This is a genomic window from Citrobacter sp. Ce129 (assembly GCF_030334545.1).
Taxonomy (GTDB): Bacteria; Pseudomonadota; Gammaproteobacteria; order Enterobacterales; family Enterobacteriaceae; genus Citrobacter; species Citrobacter europaeus.
In genome coordinates, this window is sequence record NZ_JAOWDS010000062.1 from 231,824 (window position 1) to 258,589 (window position 26,766).

At 53.3% G+C, this 26,766-nt stretch carries 22 protein-coding genes; 17 read left to right on the forward strand and 5 right to left on the reverse strand.

What is annotated here, in order from left to right:
- Nucleotides 1–10 precede the first annotated feature (10 nt).
- Nucleotides 11–1,993 (forward strand): Vi polysaccharide transport protein VexE, encoded by a 1,983-nt coding sequence (vexE, locus tag OGV77_RS13105; protein ID WP_087051225.1) that lies wholly within the window; start codon nucleotides 11–13, stop codon nucleotides 1,991–1,993.
- A 297-nt stretch (nucleotides 1,994–2,290) separates the two neighbouring features.
- Here vexE and OGV77_RS13110 read toward each other — a convergent pair whose 3' ends face one another.
- Complete coding sequence (locus OGV77_RS13110) at nucleotides 2,291–2,827, reverse strand: GNAT family N-acetyltransferase (RefSeq protein ID WP_075145667.1); 537 nt, start codon at nucleotides 2,825–2,827, stop codon at nucleotides 2,291–2,293.
- A gap of 830 nt (nucleotides 2,828–3,657) precedes the next feature.
- Here OGV77_RS13110 and pgaA point away from each other — a divergent pair.
- The 6 genes from pgaA (at nucleotide 3,658) to OGV77_RS13140 (ending at nucleotide 10,581) form a co-directional block, all read left to right on the forward strand.
- Nucleotides 3,658–6,120, forward strand: coding sequence for a poly-beta-1,6 N-acetyl-D-glucosamine export porin PgaA (gene pgaA / locus OGV77_RS13115; protein ID WP_087051226.1), 2,463 nt, complete (start codon nucleotides 3,658–3,660; stop codon nucleotides 6,118–6,120).
- A 9-nt stretch (nucleotides 6,121–6,129) separates the two neighbouring features.
- Nucleotides 6,130–8,151 carry a poly-beta-1,6-N-acetyl-D-glucosamine N-deacetylase PgaB gene (pgaB, locus tag OGV77_RS13120; protein ID WP_087051227.1) on the forward strand — a complete coding sequence of 674 codons (2,022 nt, stop codon included), beginning with the start codon at nucleotides 6,130–6,132 and terminating at the stop codon, nucleotides 8,149–8,151.
- On the forward strand, nucleotides 8,148–9,482 hold the full coding sequence (pgaC, locus tag OGV77_RS13125) for a poly-beta-1,6-N-acetyl-D-glucosamine synthase (protein ID WP_043017462.1): 1,335 nt from the start codon (nucleotides 8,148–8,150) through the stop codon (nucleotides 9,480–9,482). Before pgaB ends, pgaC begins: the two co-directional genes overlap by 4 nt.
- Nucleotides 9,479–9,985, forward strand: a complete 507-nt coding sequence (gene pgaD, locus OGV77_RS13130) for a poly-beta-1,6-N-acetyl-D-glucosamine biosynthesis protein PgaD (protein ID WP_043017461.1) — start codon at nucleotides 9,479–9,481, stop codon at nucleotides 9,983–9,985. Before pgaC ends, pgaD begins: the two co-directional genes overlap by 4 nt.
- Before the next feature lie 81 nt (nucleotides 9,986–10,066).
- On the forward strand, nucleotides 10,067–10,297 hold the full coding sequence (gene yjdI / locus OGV77_RS13135) for a 4Fe-4S mono-cluster protein YjdI (protein WP_047413384.1): 231 nt from the start codon (nucleotides 10,067–10,069) through the stop codon (nucleotides 10,295–10,297).
- 11 nt (nucleotides 10,298–10,308) lie between these two features.
- Nucleotides 10,309–10,581 carry a GNAT family N-acetyltransferase gene (locus OGV77_RS13140; RefSeq protein ID WP_003033869.1) on the forward strand — a complete coding sequence of 91 codons (273 nt, stop codon included), beginning with the start codon at nucleotides 10,309–10,311 and terminating at the stop codon, nucleotides 10,579–10,581.
- Nucleotides 10,582–10,623: 42 nt separating this feature from the next.
- On the opposite strand, the gene OGV77_RS13145 is transcribed toward OGV77_RS13140, so the two are convergent.
- Entirely contained in the window at nucleotides 10,624–11,553 is a 930-nt protein-coding gene (locus OGV77_RS13145) for a LysR substrate-binding domain-containing protein (RefSeq protein WP_043017460.1), read from the reverse strand.
- A 391-nt stretch (nucleotides 11,554–11,944) separates the two neighbouring features.
- Between OGV77_RS13145 and OGV77_RS13150 the strand changes: the two genes are divergently transcribed.
- The 7 genes from OGV77_RS13150 (at nucleotide 11,945) to OGV77_RS13180 (ending at nucleotide 20,448) form a co-directional block, all read left to right on the forward strand.
- On the forward strand, nucleotides 11,945–12,550 hold the full coding sequence (locus OGV77_RS13150) for an ankyrin repeat domain-containing protein (protein ID WP_047408940.1): 606 nt from the start codon (nucleotides 11,945–11,947) through the stop codon (nucleotides 12,548–12,550).
- A gap of 93 nt (nucleotides 12,551–12,643) precedes the next feature.
- Entirely contained in the window at nucleotides 12,644–13,465 is an 822-nt protein-coding gene (locus OGV77_RS13155; RefSeq protein ID WP_075145668.1) for an oxamate carbamoyltransferase subunit AllH family protein, read from the forward strand.
- Nucleotides 13,443–14,990 (forward strand): acyl-CoA synthetase FdrA, encoded by a 1,548-nt coding sequence (fdrA, locus tag OGV77_RS13160; protein ID WP_080626138.1) that lies wholly within the window; start codon nucleotides 13,443–13,445, stop codon nucleotides 14,988–14,990. Before OGV77_RS13155 ends, fdrA begins: the two co-directional genes overlap by 23 nt.
- Complete coding sequence (locus OGV77_RS13165) at nucleotides 14,990–16,408, forward strand: YlbE family protein (protein ID WP_047408946.1); 1,419 nt, start codon at nucleotides 14,990–14,992, stop codon at nucleotides 16,406–16,408. Before fdrA ends, OGV77_RS13165 begins: the two co-directional genes overlap by 1 nt.
- A gap of 117 nt (nucleotides 16,409–16,525) precedes the next feature.
- Nucleotides 16,526–18,076: a hypothetical protein gene (locus OGV77_RS13170; protein ID WP_047408949.1), complete on the forward strand. Its 1,551-nt coding sequence runs from the start codon at nucleotides 16,526–16,528 to the stop codon at nucleotides 18,074–18,076.
- Between the two features lie 26 nt (nucleotides 18,077–18,102).
- Nucleotides 18,103–19,053 carry a carbamate kinase family protein gene (locus OGV77_RS13175; protein ID WP_087051228.1) on the forward strand — a complete coding sequence of 317 codons (951 nt, stop codon included), beginning with the start codon at nucleotides 18,103–18,105 and terminating at the stop codon, nucleotides 19,051–19,053.
- 12 nt (nucleotides 19,054–19,065) lie between these two features.
- Nucleotides 19,066–20,448: an amidohydrolase family protein gene (locus OGV77_RS13180; RefSeq protein ID WP_087051229.1), complete on the forward strand. Its 1,383-nt coding sequence runs from the start codon at nucleotides 19,066–19,068 to the stop codon at nucleotides 20,446–20,448.
- Between the two features lie 45 nt (nucleotides 20,449–20,493).
- Here the strand turns inward: OGV77_RS13180 and OGV77_RS13185 are convergent, their stop codons facing one another.
- Nucleotides 20,494–21,393, reverse strand: coding sequence for a nickel/cobalt efflux protein RcnA (locus OGV77_RS13185; protein WP_087051230.1), 900 nt, complete (start codon nucleotides 21,391–21,393; stop codon nucleotides 20,494–20,496).
- A 120-nt stretch (nucleotides 21,394–21,513) separates the two neighbouring features.
- Between OGV77_RS13185 and rcnR the strand changes: the two genes are divergently transcribed.
- Nucleotides 21,514–21,786, forward strand: a complete 273-nt coding sequence (gene rcnR, locus OGV77_RS13190) for a Ni(II)/Co(II)-binding transcriptional repressor RcnR (RefSeq protein ID WP_043017452.1) — start codon at nucleotides 21,514–21,516, stop codon at nucleotides 21,784–21,786.
- A gap of 784 nt (nucleotides 21,787–22,570) precedes the next feature.
- Here the strand turns inward: rcnR and OGV77_RS13195 are convergent.
- Nucleotides 22,571–23,800 carry an amino acid permease gene (locus tag OGV77_RS13195; RefSeq protein WP_003825569.1) on the reverse strand — a complete coding sequence of 410 codons (1,230 nt, stop codon included), beginning with the start codon at nucleotides 23,798–23,800 and terminating at the stop codon, nucleotides 22,571–22,573.
- 142 nt (nucleotides 23,801–23,942) lie between these two features.
- A complete protein-coding gene (locus OGV77_RS13200) occupies nucleotides 23,943–24,398 on the reverse strand; it encodes a multidrug/biocide efflux PACE transporter (protein WP_043017451.1) in 456 nt (151 codons plus the stop codon).
- A gap of 101 nt (nucleotides 24,399–24,499) precedes the next feature.
- On the opposite strand from OGV77_RS13200, the gene OGV77_RS13205 reads away from it, so the two are divergent.
- On the forward strand, nucleotides 24,500–25,384 hold the full coding sequence (locus tag OGV77_RS13205; RefSeq protein WP_043017450.1) for a LysR family transcriptional regulator: 885 nt from the start codon (nucleotides 24,500–24,502) through the stop codon (nucleotides 25,382–25,384).
- 102 nt (nucleotides 25,385–25,486) lie between these two features.
- Complete coding sequence (locus OGV77_RS13210) at nucleotides 25,487–26,665, forward strand: acetyl-CoA C-acetyltransferase (protein ID WP_043017449.1); 1,179 nt, start codon at nucleotides 25,487–25,489, stop codon at nucleotides 26,663–26,665.
- The last annotated feature ends 101 nt before the right edge of the window (nucleotides 26,666–26,766 follow it).

The window sequence follows — 26,766 nt, forward strand, 5'->3', positions numbered from 1 at the left end:
AGGAAAAACGATGAGCTTGCTCTCTACATGTGAAAAAATATCGCCTACCACCCTGCTCAAACAAGAGGATTGGGATGGGCTATACCGCTATTTTGCTCAGCATCCTGAAAAAGTGCTCGATAGTGCCGGAAATGAGCAGAATATTATTCTCTTCGCCATTGCGTGTTTACGTAAAGATGAAACAGATGCCGGGATGGCGTTATTGTCCGACCGTGTGCTGACGGCAAGGAATAGTCGTAATTTATTGCGACGATGGGTTATTTCGCCGCTGGCATCACATCATCGGGACACTGTACTACAGGTGGTTAACAAACTGCTGGCGGTGAATGCGTGCCAGCCGGATGATGTTCTGCTGGTCGCAAGCGCACTGCTTAAAAGTAAACAATATACGACTGTTGCTGATTTAACCGAGCGGGCACGGCTCGTTTTTTCTGGTAACAGCAAAATTTTTGCGCTCCATTTGCGCAGCTTGACTCTGGCGGATAAAGGGCAACAGGCAATCTCGCTGGCCAGAATTCAGGCGCAGGAAGTTCCCCCACGGGTAGATATGATTGCGACCTGCCTCAGTTTCTTAAATAAAAGCCCCCTACCAGGCGATTATGACCTGGCCTGCGCATTGCTCCCTTTCTTCGCTTTAGAAAAGCAGGAGTCGGCGGGTCTGGCGATTGATACGCTCTGCGCTGTTGGCAAATATCAGGAAGCCATTCAGACTGGAGAATCCGCATTAGCCCGTGGGTTAGATGGCGCTGCGCTGCGTCGTAGCCTGGGGCTTGCCTGCTATCAATCCGGCCGCAGCCAGGAAGTGAAGCTTCAGGCCGCTGAGCATTGGCGTCATGCTCTACGTTTTACCCCTGATAATTTGCGTATCGTGACCCTGTATACCGATGCCTTAATCAGAACGGGTCAGAACGAGAAAGCCATTCCGTTGCTGCAACAGTCGCTCGCTTGTCATCCTGAACTTCATTATGTCAGAGCAATGTATGCTCGAGCGCTGCGTCAGGTGGGGCAATACGCTGCTGCCAGCGATCAATTTGTACAACTGGCAAAGGAAAAAGGGGTTACGAGCAAATGGAACCGTTATGCCGCGGCGGCGTTGTTACAGGCGGGGAAAACAAGCGAAGCGGAAAACGTTTTTGCACACTATGTTCGGGCCAGGGGAGATCATCTGCCTCAGTCATTCGAGGAGGGGCTGTTGGCGCTTGATGGGAAAATATCCGCCGTTAACCTGCCGCATGAGCGCCTTGACTGGGCATGGGAAATTGCCGGCAAACAGTCAGGTATCGAGCGCCATGAATGGGAGCGCCGAGCGAAGTGGGGCTATCTTGCAGATAATTTTCTCCTCGACTGGCTTGAATGCCGAGGAGAGCAGGCCGACGAACCCATGTACCGATTGGCCGATATATCGCATGTTGAGCAGTTTTTCCGAGGGCTGCAGCTCGATCAGCGTGGCTGCATTATTGTCTCGGCTCATCTGGGCGCAATGTATGCCGGGCCGATGATCCTGTCTTTGCTGGAGATGAACAGCAAATGGGTGGCTTCCACTCCTGGCGTGCTCAAAGGGGGCTACGGTGAGCGATTGATTTCGGTTAGCGATAAAAGCGAAGCGGACGTGGTCAGGGCATGCATGCAGACCTTACATAGTGGGCAGTCGCTTGTGGTGGCGATAGACGGTGCGCTGAATTTGAGTGCGCCGACTATCGACTTTTTCGGTCAGCAGATTACCTACTCTTCCTTTTGCTCTCGCCTTGCCTGGAAAATGCACTTGCCAACCGTATTTGGTGTTCCGGTTTGGCGAGACGGGCGCATCCATTTTGTGCTGGAGAAAATGGTCTCTCCGCATAGATTCGAAAGCCAGTCTTCTTTCATTGCTCGCTGGAAGGACAATTACCTTAAATGTGTTACTCAAATCCTGAAAAGCGATCCGGAAAACCTGAGACTTTCGGGAGGGATTTGGCGAAACATCACGCGTAGGGATGAATCAACTTCGGGCTGAAAAGACGTCAGTCCTACGATGCTTATGACGCATCAGGTGGGACCGCCCGCTAAGTAAAACTGAGTGAGTGTATTTTTAAAGCATCCGTTCATTAACGTTCGGGTGCTTTTTTCGTTCTAACAGGCTTAACTATTTGAGAATTAAATAATAACTACGTTATGCCGGGATTGTTATTCTGTTGGTCTGAATGTACGACATATTGGCCGGATGACAGGAGGCATTACTATGCGCTTGGGTCACACAAATTTAGCTGTGGGTTACCAGAGGGCAGTATCCTGAAGTCATCCCTAAGTAGTGTTAAATAGCGGCACCGGAATCTGCTGGTAGGGTGCTGTCGCCTGCGCCCAGGTTGCGTTGCAGTAATACCGTATCAAGCCAGAGTCCATGTTTAAAGCCAATGTTCTTTAGCGTGCCGATTTGCGTAAATCCGGCCTGTTGATGGACCTTCAGCGATCCCTGATTATTGCTGTCGCCGACGATGGCGATCAACTGCCGATAACCGTGCGTTTCGGCCCAGTCAATGACATGGCGGAGCAACGCTTTTCCCGCCCCCTGACGCTGTGCCGTCGGGTCAATGTAAATCGAATCTTCGAGGGTATAGCGGTAGGCATATCGCTCGCGATAGCGAGTGAGATAACAATACCCTATGACCTTATCTTCCTGCAGTGCAACAACCCACGGCAGTCCCAGACTGCGGATTTTTTCCAGACGTGCCAGCATCTCGCGGGTATCCGGCGGGTCAGTTTCAAAGCTGCCAGTACCGTGAATAACATGATGGGCGTAGATATCGCGTATGGCGTGGATGTGCTCTTCTTCTGCGTTAACGATTTTCATTGTTCAGTCCCTGTTGGCGTCTTAGTCAAGATTACCTGAAAGGCTGAAGGGAAGGTAAGTGCAAAAAATTATGCTGGAAGCGCTACGCTCAATAAAATTAAGCTTGCTATCTGTAGGGTTAAAAAGTTGTTTGTGGTTGATATTGTCAATAATACACAAGGTTGGTAAATACATTTCCGAGTAGAGCAAAACACAATTTCTTGCGCAGGAATTCTGTCGAATATCAAAATACCAATTATGGTAGGTTTTACTCATGGATTAAAAAACTCGTTTGATTTCATTGAATTTTTACTGTACCTAATTCTTCTCGCAACTGTATCCTTATTTTCATCTTATTGGTCCTGTTTGAGGACGGAAATTAAGTTATATTACGTATATTGTTATCTTTATTCTTAGCAGAGTGCACATATCAGATTTTTCTCTATCCATCTCGCAAAATAGTTACCATGCAAACAGTTGCGCGGTGTAGCTATGCTAACCAGCAATAGTTATCAGCAGCACAAGGTTTCGTCATGCAAACTTAATCTAAATCCAGAATTCAATCCCAAGAGTATTAGGATAATTTGGTCTAAAATACTTTTTTTGTCTAAGAGTTTTCTTATCGCATAGCCACGAACTACGCTGAGTGATAAAATTTTTGAGTTTACGCCTCCTTTCCAACGATTAGAGGACGAGGCTCGGGTAGTCAATAAGACGAAAGAATTAATTGCTTCATAACCCTATTACGAAATAAGCGATAGTGCATCTTACATGGTCGGCAACCGTCAGGGATTGACCGTAATCTATTGAAAACGCTTATTTTTACTCTGATGTAAGTTATAAGGGCAGATATGTTAAGTATGCGTCGACATGCCAACTTCATTAAACGTTTTAAGTCTTTAAGCTGTTTATTTACGGCAAGCGTTCTTTTTCCTATGCAAATCTCTGCAGCGGTATCAGATTATGACGCTTTGGTTATTGAAGCGCGAAGTGGTAATAGTGCGCCGTTATTGCGTTATCTTGAGGATCAGGGAAAGCAAAGCGCGCTATCGCCAAATCAGGTTGCCGACTGGCTGCAAGTTTCCAGTTGGGTTGAGAACAACGATAAAACCACCATTGCAATCTGGCAGCGCTATCGTGGGCAGATGGAAGTGCCTGCGCGCGGCAAAGTCGCCGCTGCTCGTGCGTACCGTAACCAGAAAAACTGGAATGATTCATTGGCGGTATGGGAAAGCGTTTTACAGGAAGAACCTGACAACGTTGACGTACGTACCGGCTGGATAATGACATTGGCGGATGCTCGCTACAACCAGCAAGCCCTTACTGAAGCGAATAAATGGGCACAGGCGCATCCGGGCGCAGACTCCGACGCGTTACTTGCCTATGTCTATCATTCCCAGGGGAAAAACTGGGACGCGCTGTTGGTTGCCAGCCAGGCAGATGACGTTGATCCAGATAATAAAAATGCAAAATGGACGCTGCTATCTGCTCTGTCAGCAAACCGCGTTTCCGGGCCCGCTCTAAATATGGCGGAGGTAGTACCTACAGCAGATCCTGTGAAGCGTCGCCTTGAACTTGATGCTGCCGCCGAAATGGTACGTTCCTCCTATACGTCCGCGCGGAATGAAGAAGAACGGTTTATCGTGGCGGATAAAGCCCTGGCCCGTTATGACCAGTTACTGGCTGCCTGGAAGGATGAACCATCCGCGCAGAATGATGTTCGTCGGGCGAGAATTGACCGCATGGGCGCTTTGCTGGTTCGTAAACGTACTTCTGAAGTGATTAATGAATACGAATCGCTGTCTGCAAGCGGCGAAGTGCCAAACTACGCAAAACGCTGGGTAGCATCGGCATGGTTAAGCGAGCGCCAGCCAGAAAAAACCGAAGCGATGCTGATGAGCATCTACTATCCGAACGGACCGATTCCTGTTATGCCGCTCGGCCCAGAGGATCAACAGGATCTGTTCTACGCGCATATCGATAATGAAAACTTTGATGCTGCTAAAAAGCAGGCCGAAAACTTAATCAAAGAGAGTCCGTACCTGCGACGTATCTATGGTTCGCCAACGCCGCAGCCTAACGATAACTGGCTGCTCGGACAGTCGCTGCTGACGCAATATCATATTGCTGCCAATGAATTGCCAGAGGCAGAAAAGCTCGCAGAGCATCTGGCGCGAACAGGCTCAGGTAACCAGGGACTGCGCATATCTTATGCCTCTGTACTTGAAGCGCGTGGCTTGCCACATGCGGCGGAGAAAGAGCTGAAGCTTGCGGAAGTGATTGAGCCAAGCAACCTGGAGCTGGAGCGTCAGCAGGCTTACGTTGCGCTGGATCTCCAGGAGTGGAAGCAAGCCGATGAACTGACGGATGACGTTATCGCCCGTAGCCCGGATGACGAAGCGACGCTGCGCCTCGCGCGTATTCGTGATGTCCACAAAATGTCGGAAGTGCGTATTAGCGGCACGCAGGGGATCTCGTCCGATAGCCCGGTCAGCGGTAAGAATGATTTCAACATCAACACGGCGATTTACTCCCCGCCAATTAACGACAACTGGCGACTGTTTACCGGGTTCAACTTTGCTACCGGTGAATTTGAAGAAGGCAAGGGGATCAGCCGCGATCTGGCGGCAGGCGCGGAATGGACTTCCCGTGATTACTGGGCGGAAATGGAAGTGTCTGGCCGAAATTATGGCGATGGTCAGAAGATTGGTGGACGTCTTTCCGGTTGGCACGACTTCAATGACAACTGGCGCGTAGGCGGTTCGGCCGAGCGTTTGTCGCGTAATACGCCACTGCGCGCGCTGCGTAGCGGCGTGTATGCCAACGGCGGCGATATGTTTGTCCGCTGGTATCAAAACGAACGACGTGAATATCAACTGTCGTTCGCCGCATCACATTTCTCAGATGGTAACGATCGCATCGAATACGGACTCAGCGGAAAAGAACGCATGTGGACGACGCCGCGCTTCACTCTGGACTTTACCCCAGGCATCGGCGGGAGCACTAACACCAAAGAGAATGTGCCGTATTACAACCCGAAGAGTGATTTTTCCGTTGTTCCGGGCCTGAGCGCGGAGCAGGTTCTTTACCGCCACTATGACACCGTCTGGACTCAGCAAGGCCTGGCAGGTGTCGGTGGCTACTGGCAGCAAGGCCAGGACGCTGGTGCCATCGTTCAGGTGGGATATGGACAACGGCTCAAATGGAACAACGTCGTAGATGGTGGGGTGATGCTGATTTGGGATAAACGCCCCTACGACGGTAAACGTGAGCGGAATATCTCCCTCGCTTTCGATTTAAATGTCAGGTTTTAAGGATTGTTCATGCTGAAAAGATGCCTGTGGCTTAGCGCATTAATCGCTGGCTGGTTGATGATTACCGCGTGCAGTAGCGCGCACAATACAACGCCTCGCTATGTTCCTCCCGCACAGAGAACGCCGCTGACGGCGGATCATCCGTGGCCGAAAAATAGCTTTCTGGTGCTCGGCTACCACGACGTTGAGGATGGCGCCGCCGACCAGCGCTATCTTTCTGTGCGCACCAGCGCGTTGAGCGACCAAATGGCGTGGCTGCGTGATAATGGCTATAACCCGATCAGCGTGCAGCAAATTTTGGACGCCCATGACGGTAAAATCGTGTTGCCAGAAAAAGCGGTACTGCTCACCTTTGATGACGGATATAGCAGTTTTTATACCCGCGTCTGGCCGCTGCTGAAAGCCTACAACTGGCCTGCGCTTTGGGCTCCGGTAGGGAGTTGGGTTGATGCCCCCGCCAACAAAAAGGTCGATTTTGGCGGACTAATGACGGCGCGAGATAAATTTGCCACCTGGAAAATGGTCGAAGAAATGGGCAAATCGCCGTTGGTGGAAGTCGGTGCGCACACCTGGAACTCGCATTTCGGTGGCGAAGCCAACCCGCAGGGAAGTAAAGAACCGGCGGTGGCGAACCGCCTGTATGATAAGAAGACCGGCGCTTACGAAACGGACGAACAGTACACGCGACGCATAAACGCGGATATCTCTCTTATCACCAATAAGATTAAATCGGTGACCGGGAAATCGCCGCGCGCGTGGGTCTGGCCTTACGGCGCGGCCAACGGCACAACGTTAAACCTGGCTAAAGATCATGGCTATAAGATGGCCTTCACGCTCAACGAAGGGCTGGCGAATGCCGCGTTTCTCGACGATATTCCACGCGTGCTGATCTCTGATAACCCCTCTCTGAAGCGCTTTGCCAGCCAGGTTGCGCAGGTACGTGAACCGCAGACGATGCGCGTGATGCATGTCGATCTGGATTACGTGTATGACAAAGATCCGGCCCAGCAGAAGCGAAACATCGACAAGCTTATCCAGCGCGTTTATGACATGCGCATTTCTCATGTCTTCCTGCAAGCCTACGCCGATCCGCAGGGCGACGGGAATATTCGCGAGCTCTATTTCCCCAACCGCTGGCTGCCAATGCGCGCCGACCTCTTTAACTATATCTCCTGGCAGTTACAAACGCGGGCAGGGGTGACGGTGTATGCCTGGATGCCGGTTCTGGCTTTCGATCTCGACGCTTCCATTCCACGCGTAACCGCCTGGGATCCGAAAACGGGCCGTACTGCGATCAACCGCGAGAACTATGTTCGTCTGTCTCCCTGGGACAGCGAAGCGCGTAAACGCATCACTGAAATCTATGAAGACCTGGCGAAGCATGCCAGCTTTAAAGGGATTTTGTTCCACGACGATGCTTTCCTGACGGATTTTGAAGATGCGTCACCGGAGGCGGTAGCCGCCTACCGCGCCGCAGGTCTTCCGGGCAGCATTGAGCAAATCCGTAGCAACCCACAGTCGTTTGAGCGCTGGACGCGACTAAAAAGTAAGGTGCTGATCGACTTCACCAAACAGCTGACCCAGGCGGTGCGTAATATTCGCGGTCCGCAGGTGCAAACTGCGCGCAATATTTACGCGATGCCGGTACTGGAACCGGAGAGTGAAGCCTGGTTTGCGCAGAATCTGAATGATTTCCTCAATACCTATGACTGGACGGCACCGATGGCGATGCCATTCATGGAGCAGATCCCGGCTAATGATGCCAACGCCTGGCTCGACAGATTAGTGAATGCCGTTGCACAAACGCCCGGCGCGCTGGACAAAACCGTGTTTGAACTACAGGCACGAGACTGGCGTAAATCCGGGGACGAGGCTGAAATCAGCGGAAAACAAATAGCCGAATGGATGCGCCAACTGAAATTAAGCGGTGCAGGTAACTACGGCTATTACCCGGATGATTTCATCAGCGACAAACCTGAGATGTCAGAGATTCGCTCGACGTTCTCCTCATACTGGTACCCGCAAAAATGACAGATCGCATTATTGCTTTCCTGATACTTTGCCTGATGTTCAGCCTGCCGTTTGGCGTGGCTGTCGTCTTTACAGGTGAAGTGATGTTGAACTTTGTCTTCTTCTGGCCCTTATTCATGTCAGCATTGTGGATAAGCGGCGGGGTCTATTTCTGGTTTTACCGTGAACGCCACTGGAAATGGGGAGATGACACGCCGCCGCCGACGCTACAGGGAAATCCGCTGGTTTCCATTTTGATCCCTTGTTTTAACGAAGGGATCAATGCGCGTGAAACCATTGAGGCCGCGCTGGCGCAGCGATATAAGAACATCGAAGTGATTGCCATCAACGATGGTTCAACGGATGATACCCACGACGTGCTGGAACAACTGGCTGTGGAATACCCCAGTCTGCGGGTGATTCATCTGGCTGAAAACCAGGGCAAAGCGCTGGCGCTTAAGACCGGGGCAGCCGCGGCGCGCAGTGATTACCTGGTGTGTATTGATGGCGATGCGTTATTGGACCGTGATGCCGTTGCCTATATTGTGGCTCCGCTTATCCAGTTCCCGCGCGTCGGTGCAGTGACCGGGAATCCACGTATTCGAACCCGCTCCACCTTAATCGGTCGGGTGCAGGTCGGTGAGTTTTCTTCCATTATCGGCTTGATTAAGCGTACACAGCGAGTCTATGGGCAGATCTTTACCGTTTCTGGCGTGGTTGCGGCGTTTCGTCGTCGCGCGCTGGCCGAGGTCGGTTACTGGAGCCCGGACATGATCACCGAAGACATCGACATCAGTTGGAAGCTGCAATTGCGCCACTGGTCAGTATTCTTTGAGCCGCGAGCACTGTGCTGGATCTTAATGCCTGAAACGTTAAGAGGGCTGTGGAAGCAGCGTCTGCGCTGGGCTCAGGGGGGAGCAGAGGTGTTTATCGTTAACATGCGCCGCCTGTGGTCGTGGGAGTTCCGCCGCATGTGGCCGCTGTTTCTTGAGTTCTGTTTTTCTACCGCCTGGTCGTTTGCCTATGCTGTCAGTATCGTGTTGTTCCTGTTAGGGCTGATGATCCCGATGCCGGACTCGCTGTATGTACAACATCTGTTCCCGCCGGCCTTTACCGGACTTATCCTCGGCGTGGTGTGCTTGCTGCAGTTTGCGGTGAGCCTGATGATTGAGCGGCGCTACGAAAAAGGCATTGGCGCGTCGTTGTTCTGGATTATCTGGTTTCCGGTGGTGTACTGGATGCTAAGCCTGTTCACCACGCTGGTCGCTTTCCCGAAAGTCATGCTCAAACGCAAACGCGGCAGGGCGCGTTGGGTGAGTCCCGACCGTGGAATTGGGAGGATCGAATCATGAGCCAGCCACTGATCTTTACGGAGCGGCGTTTGTTGCCGCGCATTATTGACGTGCTGTTGACGGTCATCGCCTGGGTTGGATTTATCTATTTGATCTATAAAGGGCTGATCGCGGCTCTGGCGCACTCACCTTATATGGGCGTGCGACCCTTTTTCACCACGCTGGATACGGTCACGTTTTACATCCTTGTCGCGCTGGTCAACGGACTGGTGCTGATAAGCTGGGCGAAGTACAACCAGTATCGTTTTCGTGTAGAACGCCGCAGCCGCAGGCCCGGACTGGAAGACCATGAGCTGGCGGAAAGTTTACGCATTACCCGGGAACTGGTTACAGAACTCAACAAAGCGCGGGTGCTGACGGTCCACCATCATGAGAATGGTGAAATCAGTCATATCGATGTGGACAGGGATATCGCCGATAACCGCCTGCCGCCGCCGACGCCTGCGATGCTGGAGTATTTGCCGCCAGAGCCGCAGCCGTCGATGCAGAAAAGGTCTGAGTGATATTTCTGGTGCCAACTGCTTTCTTCGGCCTCGCACAGGTCTATGATTAGACCCAGACAATAAAAAATGCGAGGCAATGTCGTGGATAAGGAACTACTGGATGCAGGTTACCGGGCCTATACCGGCGAGAAGATTGATGTCTACTTCAATACGGCGATATGTCAGCATTCGGGCAACTGTGTGCGGGGAAGCGCTAAGCTGTTTAATCTGAAGCGTAAACCGTGGATCATTCCGGATGAAGTGGATGTCGCAACGGTCATTAAAGTGATTGATACCTGTCCGAGCGGTGCGCTGAAATATCGCCAGAAATGAGTGAGGGGACCATGGAAATTCTTGCAGGCCACAATAAGTTTTATGTTAACGATGCTGAAGGCAATCAGGTTGCCGAGATTGTCTTCGTGCCGACGGGTGAGCATCTCAGCATTATTGAACATACCGATGTCGATCCCAGCCTGAAAGGTCAGGGCGTTGGTAAACAGCTGGTGGCGAAGGTGGTGGAGAAAATGCGTGCCGAAAACCGCAAAGTTATTCCGCTGTGCCCGTTTGCCAAACATGAGTTTGATAAAACCCGTGAGTACGACGATATTCGCGCCTGAAAAGATTACGTACCCCGGAAGGCATAATCGCCGTCCGGGGCATCACTCCCGATGCAGCAAATCCTGATAAATTCCCGTCAACACCCCTTGTGGGCCAAACTCCTTTTTAATCCACTGCGTTACCCGACCGGTTGCTGAATGCTGGGTTGCCAGCAACATCCGTGAATCCTGACGCGGGTTGTGGATCTTCCGCGTGACCAGCAACGACTTTTCCATCGCCTCGCGCACCATATAGTCCGGCAGAAAACCGATGCCCTCACCCAGGATCTGGCACTGGCATTTGGTATTAAAATCGGGAACCAGGATCGACTCCTGGCCGTGTAACAGCCAACCGACCTTTTTGTTGATGGTGTGCGCGGTGTCTTCCACCATGATGTTCGGGTACAGGCGCAACTGGCTCTCAGAAATCGGTTCAGGCATAAAAGCCAGCGGATGATCCGGGGCAATCGCAAACGACCAGCGGATCGCGCCGATCTCGGTGTAATCAATCCCGCCGCCATCCAGTAAAGTATCCGGCGCGCCGATAGCGATGTTGGCAAGGTTGTTGATGATCGAATCCCAGACGCCGTTATACACCTCGGTGGTGACGGTTATCTGGCAGGTAGGGAACTGTTTCTTGAGTACCTGCAGCAGTCGCGCCGTGTGTTGAGGGGTATATAACAGCTGGTTAATACAGATACGTACCCGGGCTTCAATACCCTGAGCAATGGTATCAATGCTGCGCTTGATGGCGTGGAAATCGTTGAGCAGGTCGGTGGCCTTGCGAAACAGATAGCGACCAGATTCGGTCAACTCAATGCTACGGGTGCTACGCGTAAACAGCACCACATCAAGCCCCAGCTCCATGCGCTTAATGGTGTAACTAATTGCCGATGTGGTTAAGCCAAGTTCTTCAGCCGCTTTGCTAAAGCTGCTATAGCGGGCAGCCATGGTAAATGCCAGCAGGTTTTCCTCGGTAAAAATTGAATTCATCTTTCTCCCCTCCGGCGGCAAACGCGTATCCGCGATGCGATGATTGTTGAATGTATTTGTAATCCTTATACAGAGCAATCAGTTTTGAACAGAATTTAACACTAGTTTTACATTTGATTTGAAGGCAATCACACTTCTGTATATTAATTGCAGGCCGCTATCCGTGCAGCATCGCGCCTGATTTTCCTGACTATTGATTAATGGCAAAAAGCAGCTCTGTCATAAGGAAAAGATTGCACTACAGCACGTTTTGTTCTCATTGTTAAATATAATTCAATAATCGACACGCTTACGATGAATGAATTTTAAGCGGATATTATTCTCTGCGCTCTGTTGCTATTCTCAGCTTATTGGATATTTAAAAAGTCTAAAAAACTGCAGGAGAGCGATTATGTCAGAGAAAGAACTCATTACTGAATTTCTGCTGGCGGCAGAGCAGGGCAGTGCTGATGGATTAAAATCCTGCCTGGCAAAAAGTGTGGATATTAATGCCACTAACCGCCAGGGACGCACCGCCATTATTATTGCCAGCCTGAATAAGCATTATGACTGTGTTTCTTTATTGATTGCCGCTGGTGCCGATATTAATAAACAGGATCAAACCTGTTTTAATCCATTCCTGATTAGCTGTCTCACTAATGATTTAACGTTGCTGCGTATCGTATTGCCGGCCAACCCCGATCTCAATTGCCTGAGCCGGTTTGGCGGCGTTGGTATTACGCCTGCCAGCGAAAAAGGCCATGTCGAGATCGTCCGCGAACTTCTGCTGCGTACCGATATCAATGTTAACCATACCAACTTTGTCGGCTGGACGCCGTTACTGGAAGCCATCGTGCTTAATGACGGCGGCGCGAAGCAGCAAGAAATCGTTAAGCTGCTGCTCGACCATGGCGCAAACCCACACATGACGGATAAATACGGTAAAACCCCGCTGGAACTGGCGCGGGAGAAAGGGTATCACGAGATTGCCGAACTGCTGATTGCGGCCGGAGCCTGACAGAGGAGCGCCACTATCGCTACGCCATCACGGCGATGCGTACAGGCGCTAACCGCAGACGGCGCGTTTCTCGCTTTCCGGGGAACGGGACGGGTGGAACAGGTTTTTTCCCGCGCGGTAAACCTGTTAATACCCGAACAGCAGCGACTGCTGACGTTACTGAGTGAAGGTTGTGATAACGCGCCTAACAGCTGTCGGCTGGCGCTGACGCATTGTGAAGAGCTGTTTTACCCCGGTGAGTGGGTCAGTTTTACCAGGTCGGGAATAGCAGTTGGCAACGATAAATGGATAGAAACCTCCGGGTGCCTGCCGTGGCGCATACCACGCTGGACGCCAGATGCAGTAAGCCTTGCCGCAATCCGCTGGCTGTGCTGGGAAGAGCTTATCCGCCAACAGCTAAGAAGCGATGACTCATTATTTTTGTACCAGGGAGATAACCCGTTTTATCAGGAAATCACCCGTCAATTACTCAACCGCCGACAAACTTTACTGGCGGCGTTACATACAGGAGAAAATATCTCTACAGCGGTCAGCCATTTAATTGGTCTGGGGATTGGTCTGACGCCCTCATCGGATGATTATTTAGTGGGCTTAAGCACCATTCTATTTATTCCCGGGCATCCGCTGGGGAAATATCGTGAAGATTTTTTAGTTGCCTTACAACGTGCTGGAAATAATACAACGTTACTCAGCAAAATAACGCTGGAGGAAGCCTTTCATCAACGTTATCGGGAAAGCGTCGGACGGCTGCTGAACCATATTATTACTGAGCAACAACCCGTTTCTACGCAATATATTACTGACATTAAAAATATCGGCTCAAGTTCTGGCTGCGACATGCTGTATGGCATGGCGGATGCCTGCGCCCTGAGCCACAGGTCCGGAGGGAATTATGTCGATCAGGATAGTTGTTAAAAAGAACACGTATTTTGATTCTGTCTCACTGATGTCTATTTCCACACGCGCAAATAAGCTCGATGGCGTTGAGCAGGCGTTCGTGGCTATGGCGACAGAAATGAATAAGGGTGTACTGAAGAATCTCGGCCTGCTGACGCCTGAACTTGAAGAGGCGAAAAGTGGCGACCTGATGATTGTCATTAAAGGCGCCAGCGAGGCGGCGAATGACCAGACGCTGGTGGCGATTGACGATCTGTTTACGCATAAAGAGCAGGGCGGTCAGCATGAAGCGCGCTATGCCACGCTGGCCAGCGCGAAGAAGCACGTCGCTGACAGCAATCTGGCGGTGATCTCGGTCAATGGCCTGTTTGCCGCGCGTGAGGCGCGTCAGGCGCTGCAAAATAACCTCAACGTGATGCTGTTCTCTGACAACGTCTCTCTTGAAGACGAACTGGCGCTTAAGCAGCTGGCGCATGAAAAAGGGCTGTTGATGATGGGGCCAGATTGCGGAACTGCCATTATCAACGGCGCGGCGCTGTGTTTTGGCAACGCGGTGCGTCGCGGCAACATCGGGATTGTTGGTGCGTCCGGTACCGGTAGCCAGGAACTGAGCGTACGTATTCACGAGTTTGGCGGCGGGATTTCCCAACTGATTGGCACCGGTGGGCGCGATCTGAGCGAAAAGATTGGTGGCCTGATGATGCTTGACGCGATTGGCATGCTGGAGGCCGATCCGCAAACTGAGATCATTGCGCTTATTTCCAAACCTCCTGCGACCGCGGTGGCGCGCAAGGTGCTGGAACGTGCGCGCGCCTGTCATAAGCCCGTTGTGGTGTGTTTCCTCGGCCGTGAAGCCGCGCCTGCAGATGAAAAAGGTCTGCAGTTTGCACGCGGAACTAAAGAGGCGGCATTGAAGGCGGTATTGCTGACCGGCGTGAAAAAAGAGAGCCTGGATCTCCATCCGCTCAACTGGCCGCTGATTGAAGAGGTTCGCGCCCGCCTCACCCCGCAGCAAAAGTACATCCGTGGCTTATTCTGCGGCGGCACGTTGTGCGATGAGGCGATGTTTGCCGCCATGGAAAAACATGCCGAAGTTTATAGCAACATTCATCCGGATCCGGCGTTCCGCCTAACGGATCTCAATCGCAGCGTGGCGCATACCTTCCTCGATTTCGGTGATGACGATTTTACCAACGGCAAACCGCACCCGATGATCGATCCGACCAACCGCATTAGTCGTCTGTTGCAGGAAGCGCGCGATCCTGAAGTCGGCGTGATCGTTATGGACTTCGTTCTTGGATTTGGATCGCATGAAGATCCGGTTGGCGTGATGCTTGAGGCGATCGTTGAAGCCAAAGCGATCGCCGCCGCAGAGGGGCGTCCGCTTGAGATCCTCGGCTATGTGCTGGGAACCGATCTTGATACGCCGTCACTGGAAAAACAGTGTCAGATGCTGACCGATGCTGGCGTTATCTGGGCGAGCAGTAGCACCAACACCGGATTGCTGGCGCGTGAATTTATCTGTAAGGGGGAGGAAGCCTGATGAGCCAGACACTGTTTAACCAGCCGCTGAACGTGATTAACGTCGGCATCGCGATGTTCAGCGATGACCTGAAAAAGCAAAACGTACCCGTGACTCAACTCGACTGGACGCCGCCGGGCCAGGGCAACATGCAGGTCGTGGCTGCGCTGGACGACATTGCCGATTCGCCGCTGGCAGACAAAATTGCTGCCGCTAACCAGCAGGCGCTGGAACGCATTATTCAGTCGCATCCGGTGCTGATTGGCTATGACCAGGCGATCAACGTCGTACCGGGCATGACCCGTAACACCATCCTGCACGCCGGGCCGCCAATCCGCTGGGAAAAAATGTGCGGCGCAATGAAGGGCGCGGTAACCGGTGCGCTGGTGTTTGAAGGGCTGGCGAAAGATCTGGATGAAGCCGCCGAACTGGCCGCCTCGGGTGAAATCATCTTCTCACCCTGCCACGAGCATGACTGTGTCGGCTCGATGGCGGGCGTGACCTCGGCATCGATGTTTATGCACATCGTTGAGAACAAAACTTACGGCAACCGCGCATATACCAATATGAGCGAGCAGATGGCGAAGATCCTGCGCATGGGGGCGAACGATCAGAGCGTTATCGAGCGCCTGAACTGGATGCGCGATGTGATGGGACCGATGCTGCGCGACGCCATGAAGCTGGCGGGCGAAATCGATCTGCGTCTGATGCTGGCTCAGGCGCTGCATATGGGCGATGAGTGTCACAACCGCAACAACGCCGGGACGGCGCTGCTGATTCAGGCGCTGACGCCGTGGATTATTCAGACCGGCTATCCGGTTGAGCAACAGCGAGAGGTGTTCGAGTTCGTCCTCAGCAGCGATTACTTCTCCGGACCGACCTGGATGGCGATGTGTAAAGCCGCAATGGACGCCGCACACGGTATCGAATACAGCACCGTGGTGACGACGATGGCGCGTAACGGCGTTGAGTTCGGTCTGCGCATCAGCGGCTTACCGGGTCAGTGGTTTACCGGTCCGGCACAGCAGGTGATTGGTCCGATGTTTGCGGGCTACAAGCCCGAAGATTCCGGGCGCGATATCGGCGACAGTGCGATTACCGAAACCTACGGCATTGGCGGTTTCGCCATGGCGACGGCACCGGCCATCGTGGCGCTGGTGGGCGGTACGGTCGAGGAGGCGGTTGATTTTTCGCGCCAGATGCGTGAAATCACCCTCGGCGAAAACCCCAACGTCACCATTCCATTGCTTGGTTTTATGGGTGTACCGACCGCTATCGATATTACGCGCGTGGGCAGCACCGGCATTCTGCCAGTGATCAACACCGCCATTGCGCACAAAGATGCGGGGATCGGCATGATCGGCGCTGGAATAGTTCACCCGCCGTTCGCCTGTTTTGAAAAGGCGATCCTCAACTGGCGCGACCGCTACTGCCAATAACAATAACCGGGGCTAACGCGGTTAGCCCCACAGTAGCGAAGCGAAAAACGTTGCTTACCTGCAGGGCTGGGCGATCTCCGCGATCGCAAACGATGCTTAACCTGTGAAGGATATTCCATGAACAGCATAAAACTAGAATGGAAACGTGGTGACTGGGCGGCTTACTTTGGGCTGATGACCAACAACCTGACTAACCTGCTGACAATGATGGGGCTGCTCATTTTTGTTGTCGGGATCCCTACCGAAATTGTCTATGGTCGCATTGCGCCAGCCTTTGGTCTGGCGGTTCTGGTGGCCAGCGTCTGCTATGCCTGGTTTGGCCTGCAGATGGCAAAGCACACCGGGCGTAAAGACGTGACGGCGCTGCCATCCGGACCGAGCGCACCGTCGATCTTTACCGTGACCTTCCTGGTGCTGATGCCGGTTTATCAGCAAACCAAAGATGCCAACTTCGCTATCCAAATCGCGCTGGTGTGGTGTTTTGTTGAAGCGTTGATCCTGGTGGGCGGCTCCTTCCTGGGTGAGACCATCCGCAAGATGATCCCGCGCACGGTACTGCTGTCTTGTCTGTCCGGCCTGGGGTTGCTGCTGCTGGCGATGAACCCGATGCTGCAGGCATTTGAAGCGCCGACCGTCTCTTTCATCGTCCTGTTGCTGATCTTCATTAACTGGTTCGGTAAGAAGCCGATTTTTGCCCGTATTCCTACCGGTTTGCTGCTGCTGATTGCTGGTACGGCCCTGGCGTGGATCTCTGGTTTGCAAAGCCCGGAGGCCATTAAATCGTCGATGGCTTCCTTTGGTTTTAACCCACCGGAAATCCATGTCGACAGCTTCCTGCAAGGTTTGCCGCACGCGCTGCCGTATCTGGCTTCTGCTGTTCCTCTGGGTCTGGCGAACTACATTTTTGACCTCGAGAACATTGAAAGCGCGCATGCGGCGGGGGATGAGTACAACACCCGTAAAGTCATGATGGCGAACGGTTTTGCTTCCATGCTCGGTTGCATGCTCGGCAACCCGTTCCCGGTGACCGTGTATGTTGGGCATGCGGGCTGGAAAGCGATGGGTGCCAGCATCGGTTATACCCTCGCTTCGGGGATCACCATGTTCCTGGTGCCGTTATTTGGGTTAGGAGCGTTTATGCTCGCCATTATTCCGATGACCGCGATAGTGCCGATTCTGGTATTTATCGGTGTGGTGACCGCCAACCAGGTGGTGCGGGAGACGCCCAAAGTCGAGGTTCCCGTTATCTTCATCTGCTTGTTCCCGTGGATTGCTAACTGGGCATTGACCATCGTCAACAGCGTGATGGGGGCCGCCGGAACATCTGCGGGGAAACTGGGGAGCGATCTGCTGCACAGCAAAGGTGTCTATTACGACGGACTGGTGCATCTGGGAAGCGGCGCGCCGCTGGCCAGCATGCTGTGGGGCTGCGTCGCTATCTTCGCCATTATGAATAAGCCGCTGCGCGGGGCGATTGCCGCAGCCTTTGGCGCGCTGTTATCGCTGTTTGGCGTGATCCACTCTCCAGCGGTTGGCTTTGCCGAAGGCAGCTCGATGATGTTTGTTGTGGCCTACCTGATGATGAGCGGCATGTTTGTTCTCAAGCATGTTCTTGATAGCCGTGAAGCGGTGACTGCGCCAGAGCAGGAACCGACGAAAACGACCTGAATCGCCTGCACGCGGAAGATAACACTATGAAAGAACTTGTGGTCGTTGCCATTGGCGGCAACAGCATTATCAAAGATAACGCCAGCCAGTCGATTGAACATCAGGCTGAAGCGGTGAAAGCGGTGGCGGATACGGTGCTGGAGATGTTGGCATCGGACTACAACATTGTGCTGACGCACGGTAACGGGCCGCAGGTTGGGCTGGATCTACGGCGTGCGGAAATCGCACACGAGCGTGAAGGGCTGCCGCTTACCCCGTTGGCAAACTGCGTCGCCGATACGCAGGGCGGCATCGGCTATCTGATCCAACAGGCGCTGAACAACCGACTGGCACGACGCGGCGAGCAGAAGGCGGTCACGGTGGTCACGCAGGTGGAGGTCGACAAAAACGATCCGGGCTTCGCTAACCCCACCAAGCCTATCGGGGCGTTCTTTAGTGAAGCACAGCGCGATGAACTGCAGCTGGTCAATCCGGGCTGGCGCTTTGTTGAGGATTCAGGGCGCGGTTACCGCCGGGTAGTCGCCTCTCCACAACCGAAGCGCATTGTCGAGGCGGAGGCGATCAAAACGCTGACCCAGCAAGGCTTTGTGGTGATTGGCGCAGGCGGTGGCGGCATCCCGGTGGTGCGTAGCGAGCAGGGGGATTACCAGAGCGTGGACGCAGTGATTGATAAAGATCTCTCCACGGCGCTGCTGGCGCAGGAGATCCGCGCTGACATTCTGGTCATCACCACCGGCGTCGAGCAGGTCTGTATTCATTTTGGCAAACCCAACCAGCAGGCGCTGGATACGGTGGATGTCGCAACGATGACCCGTTACATGCAGGAGGGGCATTTCCCGCCGGGTAGCATGTTACCCAAGATCGTTGCCAGTCTGGCGTTTCTGGAGCGTGGCGGTAGACGAGTGATCATCACCACGCCGGAATGCCTGCCTGCCGCACTGCGTGGCGAAACGGGCACCCATATTGTCCATTCCTGAGAGGAAACGTGAATGAAGGAAAGTAACAGCCGCCGTGAATTTTTAAGTCAGAGTGGAAAAATGGTGACAGCTGCCGCGCTGTTTGGCGCAGTGGCTCCGGTCGCGTATGCTGCTAATCCTGTCGGGAACACCTGCGGGTCGAAGAGCACAATGACGATTAACGATAAGCACTATTACCTGGATAACGTCCTGCTGGAAGCCGGGTTTGATTACGAAAACTCGGTGGTGGTGCATACCCGTACCGCGCTACAAACCGTTGAAATCCAGGACGGGAAAATTGTTGCGCTGCGCGAGAATAAGCAGCATCCGGATGCGACGCTGCCGCACTTTGATGCGGGAGGAAAGCTGATGCTGCCCGCCATGCGCGACATGCACATCCATCTGGATAAAACCTTTTACGGCGGTCCCTGGCGCTCGCTGAACCGTCCGGCAGGCACTACCATTCAGGATATGATCCGCCTGGAACAAAAGCTGCTGCCTGAACTCCAGCCTTACACCCAGGAGCGCGCGGAAAAGCTCATCGATCTGCTGCAGTCAAAAGGCACCTCGATCGCGCGCAGCCATTGCAATATCGAACCGGTTTCCGGGCTGAAAAACCTGGAAAACCTGCAGGCGGTACTGGCGCGTCGCCAACCGGGTTTTGCCTGTGAAATCGTGGCGTTTCCGCAGCATGGCCTGCTGTTATCAAAATCTGAACCGCTGATGCGCGAAGCGATGCAGGCGGGAGCGCATTATGTCGGCGGTCTGGACCCCACCAGCGTCGATGGAGCGATGGAAAAATCCCTCGACACCATGTTCCAGATTGCGCTGGATTACGATAAAGGCGTGGATATCCATTTGCATGAAACCAGCCCGGCGGGCGTGGCGGCAGTGAATTACATGGTGGAGACGGTGGAGAAAACGCCACAGTTAAAGGGCAAACTGACCATCAGCCACGCGTTTGCGCTGGCAACGTTGAACGAACAGCAGGTAGACACGTTGGCGGGCCGCATGGCGGCACAGCAGATTACCATTGCCTCGACGGTGCCGATCGGTACCTTGCACATGCCGCTCAAGCAACTGCGTGATAAAGGTGTGGAAGTGATTACCGGAACTGACAGCGTTATTGACCACTGGTCGCCGTACGGGCTGGGCGACATGCTGGAAAAGGCAAATCTGTACGCGCAGCTCTATATTCGCCCCAACGAACTCAACCTGTCGCGGGCGTTGTTCCTCGCCACTGGCGATGTGTTGCCGCTCAACGATAAAGGTGAGCGCGTCTGGCCGAAAGCGCAGGATGAAGCCAGCTTTGTGCTGGTGGATGCCTCCTGTTCGGCGGAAGCCGTCGCGCGAATTTCCCCACGCACTGCGACCTTCCATCAAGGGCAACTGGTGTGGGGGAATGTCGCAAGCTAATCTGGTTTTACGCGCGGCGGCAATCGCTGCTGCGCTCTTTGCTTGTTAGCCGACAATTCCCAGATAGCCGTGGATCCCCATATACAACCCCACCATGCCAATGAGTGCGCTGGAAAAATAGGGAGCTTTGCGTGCCAGCGTGTTAAATCCGCTCCAGCGTTTGGCCGCCTGTTGCACGCTGATTGCCGCTCCCACGCCCACCGTTACCAGCGTCAGCGCCAGCCCGAGGCTGAAGCACATTACCATGGTCGCGCCCAGCGTGAAGGCTTTGAGCTGGATGCAAATCAGCAGTACCGTAATGGCGGCAGGGCAGGGGATCAACCCGCCGGTCAGACCAAACAGTAATATCTGGCCGTTGGTGACCTCTTTGTCCGCAAAGCGGCGCTGAATATCGGTGGCATGCGCTCGTTCGTGGGCATCCTGATACTCTTTTGAACCTTCGTTCAGCCCGGCCAGTGCGCCATGGTCGTGTTCATGATGATGATGGTGATCGTCATCGTGGTCATCATGATGGTGGTGATGACCGTCATGATCATGGTGATGCTCGTGAGCGTGGTGATGATGCCCATGATCGTGGTCGTGATGCGTCTGGGCCAGCCAGTTCTGCTCTCCCTGCCTGGTCCGCCAGAACATCCAGAATGCGGTCCCGAGAATAATAATCGCCGAAACAAACTGCAGCCAGGGCTCGACGGCCTGGGCGGTAAACGCTTTGCTGATATACATGCCGCCTAGCGCGATCAGCCATACCACGGCGGTATGCGACAGCGTTGCCGCCAGCCCTAGCATCACCGCCTGTTTGATGGTTCCCTTAATAGCAATAATAAAGGCCGCCATCATCGTCTTGGAATGCCCTGGTTCCAGCCCGTGTAACACACCCAATAGAATCGCGCTGGGAATGAAAAACCAGGCGTTGCCTTGCTGAAGAAGCGTAGAAAACTCACCCATGAGAATGATTCTTAGTTGTTTAATTTTGCTTGATTCTACTCCCCCCCAGTATTAAATACTACCCCCCAGTAGAATGAGGATGGTATTGTCGCTACAGCCAGACGTTAAAAAGGTAAAGCTATGTCACATACGATCCGCGACAAACAAAAGCTGAAAGCCCGAGCCAGCAAGATTCAGGGGCAGGTAGCGGCGTTGAAAACCATGCTGGATGAACCGCATGAATGCGCGGCGGTATTGCAGCAAATAGCGGCGATCCGCGGTGCGGTAAATGGATTAATGCGTGAAGTGATTAAAGGTCATCTAACCGAGCACATTGTGCATCAGGGCGATGAAATTAAGCGCGAAGAGGATTTGGATGTGATCCTGAAAGTGCTGGATTCGTACATCAAATAAGTCAGTTTAACGGCTCATCCACGTTCAATACCGTCCAGTTAAGCATGTAGGGTGAACATGTGATTCTTTCTCAGGGTTCCGTTCACCTCAGCAGTGTTATTTTTCTGAAGCATTGATACCCGTGAACGTGTAAAGGGCGTTCTTCGCCACGCCCTTTACAATCCCGGCTCCCGGCGGGAAAATTGCCGCTCCGCGGTCCCCTCCGCTTATTCCTCCAGGCTACCGGGTCGGGCGCGAGGTAGCGTCCCTGCAAAGCGCGCCCTGAGCCAGCATCCATGCTGGCTCTCCCGGGCTTACGGAAACACGTCGGCAATTTTCAGCCGGACCAGCCCACACCTCACCATCTGCGTTTTTGGTCTGAACAGCAAAACAGATTTAACTGGAAATCAGAGCGTTGAAGCGATGACTCGGGTCCGGCTGAAAATCGATGAGGAGTTGACGTCTGACCGGGGCTGTCCGCAGGGATGCGGACAGAGGGGACGGGCTGCATGGACGCAGGCTCGGCCCCGACCCGACAGGCAGACGGCATAAGACGAATGAATCGCGTAGCGACGATTTTCCCGCCGGGAGCCAAGGTTGCAAGGGAGGCGGCGGTGAGCCTCCCTTGCACGTTCACAGGAATCGGTGCTTCAGAGAAACGATGAACATGAGGTGAACGGAACCCTTCTCTGAGATAGCATGTTCATTACTTCCGCCAACACAGGTTGATACTTTCTGAAATTGAGTTGTTAACTGAACGACATCGCACCCACTTTCAGGAGAATGAGCCGTTCAACAACACGTTCTAGCCAAAAAACATCACAGATACGCACAGCAGACCGACAATCAGGGTGATCAGATTACCCACTGAACGGTACGGCTTCAGTGCCGGGATCAGATAGGTCGATAATGTCGGCATGATAAACAGAATCATGGCAATCAGTGGCCCGCTAATCGCGTAAATCATTGAAATGGCATTAGGGTTAATGCAGCAGATGATGAACGTAATGGCCGAAACCAACATAATGGACAGGGCGCGGTTAAAAGCCCGGCTTTTCTTCACTCCCACCTGATGCAACGACGTTTTTACTACTTCCGTTGCCCCTTCAATCACGCCAAAGTAGGTGCCGAGGAACGATTTTGACATCGCCACAACGGCAACGATGATCCCGGATATCGACAGCCAGGCCGGCGCATTGGGCATCATCGATAGCGCTGACAGAATGGTCACGCCTTCATTTTTCGCGTCTTCGATATAGTTTGTCGGAATCGAAAGCAAACAGCTGAAGACGAAAAACAGCACGCTCAGGCAGATGATGACGTAGGCTACCTTCATGATTTTTTTGCATTTACCCATGGCCTGCTCGCCGTATTTCTCACGTCGGTCAATGGCGAACGTAGAGATAATTGGCGTATGGCTAAAAGCGAAAACCATCACGGGAATAGATATCCAAACCTGATGCAGCGTGTGCTGATCGAAAGACATCTGGCCAGTGAGTAACGTTGGTTGCCAGCTTCCGGTCAGGTAAAGCGAAAGGAATAAAAAGTATGCGATCAGCGGGAACACCAGAAAGCCCATGACCCGAATGGTGGCTTGTCGGCCCATCAGAAAAATCAGGTTCAGCACCAGCACCACGCCAAAACTGACCAGCATGCGGATCCGCAGATCGATGGTGATATGTTTTGCCAGCTGTTCGGTGAGTGAATTGGTTATCGCTACGGCGTAGATCAGCACCACCACAAAGAAGGCAATAAAATAGAGAGTGGTAATCAGGCTGCCAATCTTCTTGCCGTAGTAGTGCGTAACCGCGCCGGTAATTCCTTCACCTGCCGAGGTTTTTGAGGACAGGATAAACTGGCACAGCGCCTTGTGCGGCCAGTAGGTTAAAGGCCAGGCGACGAGTGCGGTGATAAACAATACCACCGCGCCTGCAGAACCCAGCTGTATGGGGAGGAAGAGGGTTCCTGCGCCGACGGCAGTCCCATATAGTGCGAAGCTCCAGAGAGTCTCTTCTTTTGACCAAAATTTCGACATTATTTGAACGTATCAACTATAAAATAAACAAAAAGAAGCGCAATTTACCACAAATGGCAGGGGCTGGGGGAGGTGTGAACGAGTGGGCTAGTGAATGGATTAATAGCCGGAACCGAGAAGATTCCGACTATTATTTTAATTATCAGGCAGTAACGCGCTGCTGGCGACGCTTCATAACACGCTCGCGTAACGTGTCATAAGCCCAGTTATAGAACATGGTGTACGGCAGGAAGAACAGGAAGAAACCTATTTCCAGCGTGAATGCCTGAAGCAGGCTGACGTTTAGCACATACGCCACGATGCTCACCCCGATCACAATAAAACCGCTCTCAAAGCCTAAGGCGTGAAATGCCCGCACTTTCGCCGTACGTTTTACCAGATGTGATGGCCACAGGCGGTCAAACAGGGCGTTATAAATGATATTCCAGATCATCGCCGTGGTGGCGAGAAGAACGGTCAGTCCGCCCATTTCCAGCACCGAGCGCTGCATCAACCATGCGGTGGTTGGTGCGAGAACAGCGGTGGCAATGCCTTCAAAGCAGACGGCATGAAAAATACGCTCCACTAGCGAGCGGCGTTGGACTGTATCGTGTTGCATAACCTAAAACCTTCTTTAATGCCCGGATAACGGAATGGTGGCAATTTTATCGTTTTATGTGATATCTAAAAGATAGTATCCATCGATAAAGTAGATAGTTCATGCGTTACTCTCCTGAAGCGTTAACGGCATTTGTGGAGACCGTGTCCTGCGGCTCGTTTTCTGCGGCGGCCCGGCGGCTGCGCAAAAGCCAGTCCACCATCAGTACGGCCATTGCGCACCTGGAAGCCGATCTTGGTTTTGCGCTTTTTGACCGCTCATCCCGCCAGCCAACGCTGACTGAAGAAGGTAAGCGGGTGCTGGGCTATGTGCAGGCAATTTTGACGGCCAGCGAACGTCTCGATGAGGCGGCGATCTCGCTGTCGGGTGAGACGGAAGCGCGTCTGACTTTCGTGCTTTCGGACACGCTACACCCGGATGTGCTGGAAGAGTTGATGGTGCAGTTTGACCGCAAGTTTCCCCATACCGAGTTTGAATGTCTGATTGGCGAAGATGAAGACGTGATCGATCTGCTGCAAAAAGGACGTGCTCAGGTGGGGTTGATCGAAGCGCGCGAGGATTACCCGACCGACATGGGCGTTACGCGTCTGCCGATGCAAACCTGGATGGGATTATACGTCGCGGCGTCGCATCCGCTGGCGGCTCATGAAAAACTGCAGTGGGAACAGCTACATACCTGGCGCGAGTTGCGTCTGAATACCTATCTGGAAAACGGCACCAACGTGGCGCGTGGCCCCGTCTGGTCGGCGCCTAACTATTTGTTGCTGCTGAGTATGGCGGTGCAGGGATTCGGCTGGTGCGCGCTCCCTTGTGCGCTGGTGGAGGAGTTTGCGGCAGAAAAACCGCTGGTTCAATTGAATCTGCCCGGTTGGCCAAAGGCTATCTCTATCGATCTGTTGTGGAATAAAAAATCCCCCCCTGGCGTGGCGGGAAGTTGGCTGCGCGACCATTTACAGCAGAGTGGCGTTCAGATGTCCAATAAATGATACGAATTTCCTTTGTGATAAAAATCACCGTTTTTAAACAACCTTGATAACTCTTTTTAACAATCATCTACTATTGCGGTGTTATTTTGCGCTGAGGTGGTGATGAAAGAGGTTGTGATAGTCGGGGCGTTACGGACACCGATTGGCTGCTTCCAGGGGACGCTGGCGCGCCACTCTGCCGTTGAATTAGGTAGCATGGTGGTCAGGGCGTTACTGGAACGCACTGGCGTGGATGTTCACGCCGTGGATGAAGTGATCCTCGGACAGGTACTTACCGCAGGCGCCGGGCAGAATCCGGCGCGTCAGTCCGCCATCAATGGTGGGCTACCCAATACCGTTTCCGCCATCACCATTAACGATGTCTGCGGCTCGGGTCTGAAAGCGCTGCATCTGGCGACCCAGGCTATCCAGTGCGGCGAAGCCGACATTGTGATTGCGGGCGGGCAAGAAAATATGAGCCGTGCGCCGCATGTTCTTACCGATAGCCGCACCGGTGCACAGTTGGGAAACAGTCAACTGGTCGACAGCCTGGTGCATGACGGACTGTGGGACGCTTTCAACGATTACCATATGGGCGTTACTGCGGAAAACCTGGCGCGGGAATACGGCATCAGCCGTGAATTACAGGATGCCTACGCGCTGCACTCACAGCACAAGGCACGGATGGCAATCGATGCCGGACGTTTTAAAGATGAAATCGTGCCGGTGGTAATGCAGCGTAATGGGCAATCTTTCGTGGTGGATACCGACGAGCAGCCGCGCACCGATGCCAGCGCCGAAGGGCTGGCGCGTCTGGATCCTACCTTTGACCGGCTCGGTTCGGTCACCGCGGGTAACGCTTCATCCATCAACGATGGCGCCGCCGCGGTGATGATGATGAGCGAAGCCAAAGCGCAGGAGCTGAATTTACCGGTGCTGGCCCGCATTCGCGCCTTTGCCAGCGTCGGGGTTGATCCCGCACTGATGGGGATTGCGCCAGTGTATGCGACGCGCCGCTGTCTTGAGCGTGTGGGCTGGCAACTGGCTGATGTTGATCTTATTGAAGCTAACGAGGCGTTCGCCGCGCAGGCATTATCCGTTGGGAAAATGCTGGAGTGGGATGAACGGCGGGTAAATGTGAACGGCGGAGCCATTGCTCTCGGCCATCCGATTGGCGCATCTGGCTGCCGAATTCTGGTTTCACTGGTACATGAAATGGTGAAGCGTCGGGCGCACAAAGGACTGGCAACGCTGTGTATCGGCGGCGGTCAGGGGGTGGCGCTCGCTATCGAACGAGACTAATCCCCGTCATACTTCAAGCTGCATGTGCGTTGGCTTTACTCGCTCACCCCAGTCACGTACTTATGTACGCTCCGGGGAATTCGCTGCGTCGCCGCCTTCCT